The sequence below is a fragment of the Chryseobacterium sp. VD8 genome, from assembly GCF_037149975.1.
Classification (GTDB): domain Bacteria; phylum Bacteroidota; class Bacteroidia; order Flavobacteriales; family Weeksellaceae; genus Chryseobacterium; species Chryseobacterium indicum.
On sequence record NZ_JBBCQL010000158.1, the window covers coordinates 1 to 10,756 of the forward strand.

Genomic DNA, 10,756 nt, shown 5'->3' on the forward strand with positions numbered 1-10,756 from the left:
TATTGCAGCGTGTCTTGCGTATGCGAATTTCCAGAATATTGAACACACAGAAGAAAAAAACTGGCTGGTTTACGATTTCGGAGGCGGAACTTTTGATGTTGCATTGGTGAAAATCAATGAAAGAGAACTGAAGATCATCGACCATGAAGGAAACAACTTTTTGGGTGGAGTAGACCTCGATCATTTGATGATCGAAAAATTATTTATTCCAAAAATTGAAGCCCTTTTAAACGAAGAATTTTTGTTTAAAAAACTGATGTCGAAGCAGGATGACAATTACACAAAATTATACTACGAACTTCTATACAAAGCCGAAGAAATAAAAAAAGAGCTTTCTGTAAAAGAAACCGTGATTTCAGAATTGGAACTGAATGACGGCAATCATTATATTGATTTTGAGATTTCAAGAAGTGATTTCAATGAAGTTATTGCCGAAAAGGTTGAAGAAACAGGAATTTTTATTAAAAAATTGCTGGAAGAGAATCAAAAGACAGCGAAAGATATTGAAAGAATTATCTTGGTTGGCGGAACAACGTACATTCCTTACATCAGAGAATATCTGAAGGATACTTTTGGGATTTTAGTGGATAATTCAATTGATCCGACAACGGCGGTAATGGTCGGTGCAGCTTATTTTGCCGGAACGAAAGAAGAAATGGTAGAAGCAAGTGAAGAACAGAAAACAGCTATTCAAAAAGATCAGGATCAGAATAAGATCGATGTAAAATTGATTTACGAGATCAATACTCAGGACGATGAAGAACTTTTGGTAGGAATGGTGGAGAATTTTGAAGGATATTTCAGAATTACAAGAAAAGATGGCGGTTTTGATACAGGTTTAATGAATTTCAGAAATAAATTTTCAGAGTTCATTAAAGTTTTACCGAAACAGGCAAATAATTTCACGCTGACTATTTTTGATCATAACCAAAATCAGATTTTTGAGAAAAATAATATTTCCATTAATCACGGAATTTACAATATTTCGGGACAGCCTTTACCAAACGATATTTGTCTTGAAATCGATGATGCTTTCGGAGGAACTTTACTGGAAAAAATATTTAAGAAAAATGATATTCTGCCTTTAAGCAAAACCATTTATAAAACGACATCCAAAAATTTCAATAAAGATGCCGATGACAAACTGATTATCAATATTCTGGAAGGAAAATCCGGAACTTTGCCTGCGAGCAACATGAGCATCGGATATATTGAGATCAACAGCAAAGATATGCCGATCAATCTCTTGAAAGGAATGGATATTGAGCTGAAATTCAATATGAGCGAATCGAGGGATTTGTCGGTTTCCGTGTACATCAGTTCAATCGATTTTGAGAAAAAGGAAGTTTTTAATCCTCATACAAAGCACATTAATAAAGAAAAATTTCAGGAAGACATTGATAAAGTGATTGACGAGATCGAAAATGAATTACGTTTTGTCGAAAATATTGATGATTCTAATGACGAAGATTTTAAAATACTGGTAAAGTTTAAAAATATGAAAGATGAGCTTTTCAGAATAAAATTTGATCTGATCGAGGTGGAAGAAGACGAATCTACGGAAAGAATTTTTCAGCTTGATGAACGAAAAAGAAGAACGCTTCAGGAATACGATAAATTAGTCCGTTTTCGAGATGTAACCTACGAAATTGAAGAATATAGAGAGAATAAAAGAGATCTGGAAAGTATGCTGGAAGAAGCCACACAAAGACAGAAAGATCAGTTTTATAAGATTGTAAAAGATGAAAAGATCTTTTTGGAGTCCAATGAAAAAGCGATCATCAAAAGGAAATCTCAGGAAATTCAAAGACTGAATACTGAAATTTACTATAAACGTGATGAATCATACGTAGATCTTTATTATCATTACAAATTCCGTGATATTGAAGAGTATAAAGATCAGAAGAAAATTCAGAAACTTATAGAAACAGGAGATAAGGCAGTTGAGAACAGCAATTATCAGGAATTGAAATTTGTGGTTTCGAGCATGTATAACGAGCTGAAAGTAAAACCTAAAAGTTTGTTTGATGATCAGGATGGAAATTTAGGATTGAAATAATAAAAGCACTCTTTTTAGAGTGTTTTTTATCTGTTCATTAATTTTCTGAGCATGAAACCTGCACCAAAAACCAAAGGTATTCCTAAAACGGGAGCCGTAAAACATGCAACAACTAATCCGACAAAAATCATAATAAAAGCCCCGACTATTAAAGTATACAATTGAAGCTGTATCAGTTTATAACCAAATTTTTTAAGTTTTCCCAGATATGGATGATCTATTTCTCTGAATAATTCGTCGTATCGTCTGTTCATTCTGTTATTAACAATGAAAAAAGCGATAATTTCTACTACGACAACAATTTGAAATGCATATTTATTGACGCTCAGCAATACTGCCAAAATCATAAAAACTATAATATAATAACCAATTGTAGTAATCCATTCTGAATTGCTAGCTTTACTTTTAGTATTTTTAAGAAATCTTTCATTAATGGTTGTTTGCTGAAGAAATCTTTGCGCCATTGCTCTGGAATCGAATGTATATTCTTTACTTGCCCAATCTGCGCCGATTCTCGAGTTCTTTTTAAGTATTGTTCTTAAATCTTCTGTGTATGCATCAAAATGTCCAAGAGCAACTAAGATCTTTCCTAAAAATACTTTAAAGAAAGTATCAATGTTCTGATGCTCAGAAACATCATTGTTGATGTCTAAAATTACATCATTAAAATACGAAGAATCAATATCGGACTGCAAAGCATAAAAATGGGGATTAATTCCATGTTTGTATTGGGCGAGAAGATAACTGTAGTGATTAGGTTCCGGAATAATCGATCGCACCAGTTTATTTTTCTGGCTGATCTGATCAATTAAAAATTCCTTAGTTAACGGACTGAGGACAGGAAAATAATTTTTATAAAAAATTCTCAGGTTTTCCCAGTTGTTATTTTGGATATTGAGCTGAATGTATTTTTTTATAGGCTCTTCGCAAAACGTTCTGAATTCCGGCGTAATTTGCATGATGTTCGGAAAAACCCTGTTGTGTGACGAATTGATATTGAAATACTCACCTTTAAATATGCTGAAAAGATTTTCATCCTCAAAAAGAATATTGAATTTATTACCATTTTCTTTGAAAAAAGAAATAAAGTTTTCAATTTCATTTAATGAAAATTCTGAATTAATTTTTTGATGCGCTTTTAAGATTTTTTCCGCTTTGATGAGGTCAGAAGAATTTTCTCCGTCAAAATTTGGCAGAGATTCTTTTACAACATCCAATAATTGAAGATTAATCATTATTAATTAAAAAAATATAATTCCAAAAATAATCTGAAATTTTCATTCAGAAAACTCAATCGATAAAACAAATTAGTCCTAATCCCACAATTAGTAATAAAACAAAATTAATAATAATGGTATTTAATAGTATGGCGGAAACCTTACCCATGGTATGGATAGAATTTTCAGGATTGAAAAGACTGTAATGGTATTTAAGCTTTCTGTTTGACACATATAAAGCAACTATATTTATTACAGAATAAAAAATATATGCTTTGCGGTTAATTGAAACCACAAAGAAAAAGCTTAGAAAATAAAAGCAAAAAATAATAATTGAGAGTAACACAATGTATCCTGCATTTTCATCTTTTACGAAAAAGTGGGCAAGATCATGTGCAAGATTATTTAATATACCTTTCTTTTGATTTATCCATTCTTTAGCAGTTTTACGATTTCTTTTAATAATAATTCTAGTAAATAAATTTGATGCGTTAAAATGGAAAGCAGCCATAAAGATCTCTCCAAATATCATTTTTTTATCGATTGATATATCATGATTTTTTCCATAACTATTGCTGATCGTAAAAATATCATCATCAAATTCGAGATCATTAATAGAGGATTGCAGTAAATAGAATTTTTTATCAAATGAAAAAGGATAATTTTTTTTGAAAAGAGAAAAATTTATATCTTTTTTAATTCCTTCAATGATAAGCCTATTTTTATCATGAAGCTGTATTTTTAAAAAATCCAGACTTTCCATGCTAAAAAATTGAAAATAAAAATTGTAAAAATTGATGAGATGCTGCCATTTATTATATCGAATACTAACAGAAATGAACTCTTTCAGATAAGGTGTGAAAAATTCCCTGAATTCTTCAATCTCACTTTCCGAAATATTTTCAAAAACGGGCTTGATATTTAGACTTTCAGGATAAATATCCCTGCAAATACTTTTAATAATGGGCAGATTAAGAATTCGATCGAAATGCTGTTTGTTGTTTTTTATATATTCTAAAAATTCTTCAATTTCATTAATGGTGAACTTGTTGTTAAGTTTACTTTCTGCTTTCAGCAGTTTTTCCGCTTTAATGATGTCCTGCGGATTTTGTGGATCGAAATTCTGAATGTTTTCGTCTACAAATTCTTTCAGACTAAAATTGATCATGATTTTTATGTTTTTGCAAAATAATGAAAAATTATAATAGCAACTTTTATTCTGTGATTATAAATTTATCTGTAAAGAAGAATTGAAAGCTTTATTTAAATTTTTAAGACAGAGCATTTCATACTATGGAATTTTTTTGCCCTATCTTTGTAGAGAATTTTTGATTGAAAACGACTAATATATTTCATGATACAAAATTCATCAGATATAGTTAATTTTGCATTGTGAAACCTGATTTCGGTTCACCTTAAAATTGTAAACAGAAAATGAATTCTTTAATCGATAAATATAATATTCCCGGACCTCGTTACACTTCTTATCCCACTGTTCCTTATTGGGACGAAAATTCTTTTACTCCGGAATTGTGGAAGCAGAGTGTCATCCGAACATTCAAGGAAAGTAATGCAGAAGAGGGGATTTCCATATACATTCACCTTCCTTTTTGCGAGGCTTTATGTACGTTTTGCGCGTGTCACAAAAGGATCACAAAACAACACAGCGTTGAAATTCCTTATCTTGAAAGTGTTTTGAAAGAGTGGCAGCTTTACCTTAAACTGTTTAACGAAAAGCCTAAACTGAAGGAATTGCATTTAGGAGGCGGAACTCCGACTTTTTTCTCTCCGAAAAACTTAAAAACCTTACTGGAAGGAATTTTTGAAACCGTAGAAATTGCCGAACATCAGGAATTTTCTTTTGAAGGGCATCCGAATAATACCACGAAAGAACATCTTCAGACTTTATACGATTTAGGCTTCAGAAGGGTAAGTTTTGGCGTTCAGGATTACGATCCGAAAGTGCAGAAAGCGATCAACAGAATTCAGTCTTTCGAAAAAGTAAGAGAAGTGACGGAGTGGGCGAAAGAGATTGGTTACAGAGGAATCAGTCACGATTTGGTTTTCGGACTTCCGCATCAGACTTGGGAAGCGATGGAAAGTACCATCCGCAAGACGATGGAATTAAAACCGGACCGATTGGCATTTTATTCTTACGCGCACGTTCCGTGGGTGAAAGGTGTCGGACAAAGAGGTTTTGATGAAAACGATTTGCCAAGTGGTGAAGAAAAACGCCGTTTATACGAAGACGGTAAAAAGTTATTAGAAGAATTGGGCTATATCGAAGTCGGAATGGATCATTTTTCTCTGGAACACGACGATTTGTACCAGTCTCTGATTCAGAAGAAATTACACAGAAATTTTATGGGGTACACTTCAAGCAAAACCCAGTTGATGGTTGGTTTGGGAATGTCTGCCATTTCAGATTCATGGTATGCTTTTGCCCAGAATATCAAAACCGTGGAAGAATACCAGAAAATGGTGGAAGAAGGAGAAATTCCTGTCGTGAAAGGTCATATTCTGAATGATGAAGATCTTACGGTAAGAAGACATATTCTGAACCTGATGTGTCAGTTGGAAACAACTTTTGACATCCATAATTCTTTTCCGGAGCTTGAAAATGCATTTGAGATGCTGAAAGAAATGGAAAATGATGAGCTGGTGGAAATTAACGGTCATCATATACAGATTACAGAGAAAGGAAGAGCCTTTACGAGAAATGTAGCGATGGTTTTCGATCTCAGAATGATGAGAAACAAACCGGAAACGAGAATTTTTTCAATGACGATATAATATTTTTTAAATAAATCAAAAAGCCTCAGTCCATTTTTGAAGTGAGGCTTTTTAGCTGTCTGAAATTTATTTAATTATTATTTTTTTACTGTAAGATTTTTCATTTCCTGAATTTAAGTTGATAAAATAAACTCCTGCAGGAATCCCCGAAATATTGACGCTGTTGTCACTTTCAATTTTTCCCTGTTCTAAAACCTTTCTTCCTTCAAAACTGATGATTTCAACTGCTGTGTTTTTATCTTTTACACCCTCGATGAAAACCTTTTTTGAAGCAGGATTAGGGTAAACCTTGATTTGGTTTGAAAAGTCATTTTCCTGAACTCCCAAAGTGGTAGTCGTAATTCTGAAAATCTTACCGCTAGTAACAGCAGCTACAAAAAGCTCATTCTGATTATTCACGCCGAATGTTGAAAAATTATTGCCTGAAAAAGCAGAAGTCCATGTTATCGAATCATCGGAATTCAGACTTCCGATCTGCGTGGAGCAGTAATCTGCAAAAAAATATCTTCCCTGCAACGCCGGAAACTGCGTTCCTCTGTAAACATAACCTCCCGTTATCGAACATTTTCCTCCGGAATGATCATAAGCTGCAACTGGAAAAGTCATTGTAGATTGTGCGGCGCAACCTGTCGTATTGTAAGTATTATTTCCTTCATAACAGCGCCATCCGTAATTAATTCCTGCCTGTGTTAACGGCATTCTGTTGATTTCTTCAATCTGTCCTTGTCCCACATCTGCAATCATTACATTTCCTGATACGGTATCAAAATTAAACTTCCATGCATTTCTTAATCCGTAAGCCCAGACTTCATCGGCTCCGTCAATTCCCACAAAAGGATTTCCTGGAGGAATATTGTATGCTCCTGTGGAATTAATATCCAACCTCAGTAATTTACCTAAAAGAGAATTCTTATTCTGGGCATTATTATTTGGATCGCCGCCGCTTCCGCCATCGCCTGTAACAACCCACAAATATCCATCCGGTGCAAAATGAATACTTCCGCCGTTATGGTTATCAAAAGGTTTTGGGAGATTCAGAATGATCTTTTCAGTTGCAGGATCGACAACATCAGGATCGGTGAAACTTCTGGTATATCTGGCTACGGTAATATTTCCGCCGGTATCATTGTAATACACAAAAAAATACCCATTTGAAGGGTATTGCGGGTGAAAAGCCAGTCCGAGAAGTCCTCTTTCGCCTCCATACGTGATTTTTGAACTGATGTTTAAAAAATTAGCAGAGTTTACTGTTCCGTCCGATTGTAAGATTTTAATGATTCCGTTTTGCTGAACAACAAACATCCGGCTGTCGTTCGCGTGGGCAATTTCTACGGGTGCCGTAAACCCGGTCGCAAATTCTTCCAGAGTAATGCTTTGGGCATTCAGCATGAGGGAAGAAAAAATACCTGCGTAAAAAAGTAGTTTTTTCATAATATTTTGATATTTAGTGCATTAAATCTGAATGAAAATTCCATACCAATGAACCATTGAAAAATTCATTAAAATACCACGAAATAATTATTAAATCTTAAATGAAAATAAGAATGCCGATATATCTGAAAATAAACGATTTCTGTTGTTAAAAATTCATAAAATACAAGAAAATGATTATATTTGCCGACTTAATTTAACGTAGTTATAACAAAATGCAAGGAAAAGGACTTATTACAATTGTTGCTATTGTACTAGGGTTAATTTGCTTAAATGAGCTATTACCAACATGGTACGCCAGCAAAATTGAAAAGCAGGCGACTGCTATTGCAGGAGACAATCCGGAGAAGTATCAGAAAGAAATTGCAAAACTTTCTAAGGATACTCTGAATCTGGGATTCACTAAACTTTATTACACAAAAGCCAAAGACAAGGAAATGAAGCTTGGTCTTGACCTTAAAGGAGGGATCAACGTTCTTTTGGAAATCAACCAGAGAGATCTTGTGAATGATCTTACAGGGTATTCTACAAACCCGATCCTTATTGAGGCTTTAAACAAAACAGATGAAGTTCAGAAGAATTCTACAAAAGCTTACATCGACAATTTCTTCGATCAGTTCGATGCAATTAACAAAGCAAAAGGTACAAATCTGAAGTTGGCAGATCCGGAACTTTTCGGAAATACAACACTTACTGAAGTAAAGTACAACACGCCTGATGATCAGGTAAAAGCAATTGTTAAAAGAAAGATCGATGCATCTGTAGGAACCGCTTTTGAGGTAATCAGAACCAGAATTGATAAGCTTGGAGCCATCCAGCCGAACGTTCAGAGAGTTCCGGGAACCGCAAGGATTTCTGTTGAAATGCCGGGGATGAAGGATATCGATAAAGTAAAGAAAATGCTTCAGACTTCTGCAAAACTTCAGTTCTGGGAAGTACAGCAATCTCCTGAAGTGTATCCTTATTTCCAGACATTAGCTACTATGATCGCTGCAAAAGGAGATTCTATGGGAGTTGCAAAAAATGTAAACTTGATGAATATCTTGCAGGGTGGAAAATCTATGAGCCAAAGTGCTGTAGGAAGCGTAAAATTGTCTGATACCGCTGTTGTAAACAAAATTTTAAACAGCAAAGTTGCACAGTCTTTACGTCCTGCAAACATAAAATATACCCAGTTTATGTGGGGATACAAGCCGGAAGCTTCCGATGCTGAAAGCTTAGTATTATATGCCATCAGAGGAAATATCAACCAGAAAGCTCCGGTAGATGGTGCTGTAGAAAGTGCAAACATCGGCTATGATGAGTTGAGCAGAGTAGTGGTAGATATGCAGATGGATTCTAAAGGAGCTAAAGAATGGAAAACATTAACAGAGAAAAACGTTGGAAAACCTGTTGCTGTAACACTTGATGGCAGAGTTTACACTGCGCCGAACGTTGTAGGTGCTATTCCAAATGGTAGAACTCAGATTTCTGGGAACTTCTCTCAGGAGGAAGCAAAAGAACTGGTTGACGTTTTAGGAGCGGGTAAATTACCGGCAGGAGCAAAAGTAGTTCAGGCTACGGTTGTTGGTCCGTCTTTAGGTCAGGAATCGATTGATGCAGGGTTAATGTCATTCATGATTGCCTTTGCGATTATTATCGTTTACATCATTTTCTACTACGGTGGAGCAGGTGTTTATGCAGTAATTGCCATGATCATCAACTTATTCTACATTTTCGGTATTATGGATTCGGGCGACTTTACGCTTACGCTTCCGGGTATCGCGGGTATCGTTTTAACAATGGCAGTTGCGGTTGATACAAATGTTATCATTTACGAAAGAACAAAAGAAGAATTATTCGCAGGAAAAAGTATTCTTGAAGCATACAAAGATGGTTTCAAACACGCATTGAATGCGATTATCGATGGTCACACAACCACATTCTTAACGGCTGTTGTATTGTTCTTCTTCGGAACAGGACCTATCAAAGGTTTCGCATTGACTTTGATGATCGGGGTTGCAATGACCTTATTCACGTCCGTATTGCTTTCAAGAGTAATGATTTTCTCAAGATTGTCTAAAGGAAAAGGACTTTCTGTATGGACTCCGGCAACGAAAAATCTATTCAGAAACACATGGATTGATTTTATCGGGAAAAGAAAATATGCATACATTTTCTCAGCTGTTTTAACGATTGCTTGTATCATTTCTATTGCTACACACGGTTTCAAATATGGTATCGACTTTACAGGTGGTAGAAACTATGTGGTAAGATTTGATAAAGATGTAAAAGCGGAAGATGTTGAAGATAAATTAGTCGCTTTATTCAAAACGGAAGACGGTAAGAACTCTTCTGTTGAAGCTAAAACTTTCGGAAGCAACAACCAGGTAAAGATCTCTACAGATTACCTTATCGAAGACGAATCTTTAAAAGCAGATCAGGTAATTGAGCAAAAATTATATGAAGGTTTAAAATCAAACTTACCTGCAGGAACAACGTTGAAAGATTTCAAATCTGCAGATAAAGAGCATGCAGGAATTATTTCTTCTGAGAAAGTTGGACCTTCTGTAGCTGATGATATCAAAGTTCACGGTATCTACGCTGTTTTAGGAGCTTTAGGAATTATCTTTATCTACATTTTACTAAGATTCAGAAAATGGCAATTCTCTTTGGGTGCGGTTGCTGCGTTATTCCACGATGCGATCATTATTTTAGGATCATATTCATTGCTTCACAAGTATATGCCTTTCAATATGGAGATCAATCAGGACTTCATCGCCGCGATTCTTACTGTATTAGGTTATTCAATTAACGATACCGTAATTATTTTCGACAGAATCAGAGAATATTTAAGAGAGAAGAAATCATTAACATTAGCAGGATTATTTGATGATTCTATTTCAAGTACTTTGGGTAGAACATTCAACACCTCATTTACAACAATTCTTGTAATTCTGGCAATCTTCATTTTCGGTGGAGATAACCTTAGAGGATTTATGTTTGCCATGTTAATCGGTATTGGTTTCGGTACGTATTCATCCATCTTCGTGGCATCCGCAATTGCCTACGACTTCCTGAAAACAGGAAAAGAAGATGAAGTACATGGTAAATCAACAACCAACAAAGAAGTACTTGCTTCAAAATAACTTATACTACAATAAATAAGAATAAAAGTCTTCCGGTTTCGGGAGGCTTTTTTTGTGGATGTCGAAAGCTCCTCATTAAAATTTTTATTGTTTTAAATTCTTTATTTAATCAGGAGTTATTTCCTGCT

The 10,756-nt window shown here is 34.7% G+C and carries 6 protein-coding genes; 3 read left to right on the forward strand and 3 right to left on the reverse strand.

Going from position 1 to position 10,756, the window contains the following annotated elements; genetic code table 11:
* On the forward strand, nucleotides 1-2,059 hold a 2,059-nt coding region (locus tag WFK35_RS15745; protein WP_336733392.1), incomplete at its 5' end, for an Hsp70 family protein.
* Between the two features lie 26 nt (nucleotides 2,060-2,085).
* On the opposite strand, the gene WFK35_RS15750 is transcribed toward WFK35_RS15745, so the two are convergent.
* Together WFK35_RS15750 and WFK35_RS15755 are read right to left on the reverse strand one after the other, a co-directional pair.
* Nucleotides 2,086-3,294, reverse strand: a complete 1,209-nt coding sequence (locus WFK35_RS15750; protein ID WP_336733393.1) for a hypothetical protein — start codon at nucleotides 3,292-3,294, stop codon at nucleotides 2,086-2,088.
* Between the two features lie 55 nt (nucleotides 3,295-3,349).
* On the reverse strand, nucleotides 3,350-4,444 hold the full coding sequence (locus WFK35_RS15755; protein WP_336733394.1) for a hypothetical protein: 1,095 nt from the start codon (nucleotides 4,442-4,444) through the stop codon (nucleotides 3,350-3,352).
* A 266-nt stretch (nucleotides 4,445-4,710) separates the two neighbouring features.
* Here WFK35_RS15755 and hemN point away from each other — a divergent pair, with 266 nt between their 5' ends.
* On the forward strand, nucleotides 4,711-6,069 hold the full coding sequence (gene hemN, locus WFK35_RS15760) for an oxygen-independent coproporphyrinogen III oxidase (RefSeq protein ID WP_268053783.1): 1,359 nt from the start codon (nucleotides 4,711-4,713) through the stop codon (nucleotides 6,067-6,069).
* A 66-nt stretch (nucleotides 6,070-6,135) separates the two neighbouring features.
* On the opposite strand, the gene WFK35_RS15765 is transcribed toward hemN, so the two are convergent.
* The gene (locus tag WFK35_RS15765) at nucleotides 6,136-7,500 is read right to left on the reverse strand and encodes a PQQ-dependent sugar dehydrogenase (protein ID WP_336733395.1); all 1,365 of its coding nucleotides are present in this window, start codon (nucleotides 7,498-7,500) and stop codon (nucleotides 6,136-6,138) included.
* Between the two features lie 215 nt (nucleotides 7,501-7,715).
* Between WFK35_RS15765 and secD the strand changes: the two genes are divergently transcribed.
* Nucleotides 7,716-10,628 (forward strand): protein translocase subunit SecD, encoded by a 2,913-nt coding sequence (gene secD, locus WFK35_RS15770; RefSeq protein ID WP_336733397.1) that lies wholly within the window; start codon nucleotides 7,716-7,718, stop codon nucleotides 10,626-10,628.
* The last annotated feature ends 128 nt before the right edge of the window (nucleotides 10,629-10,756 follow it).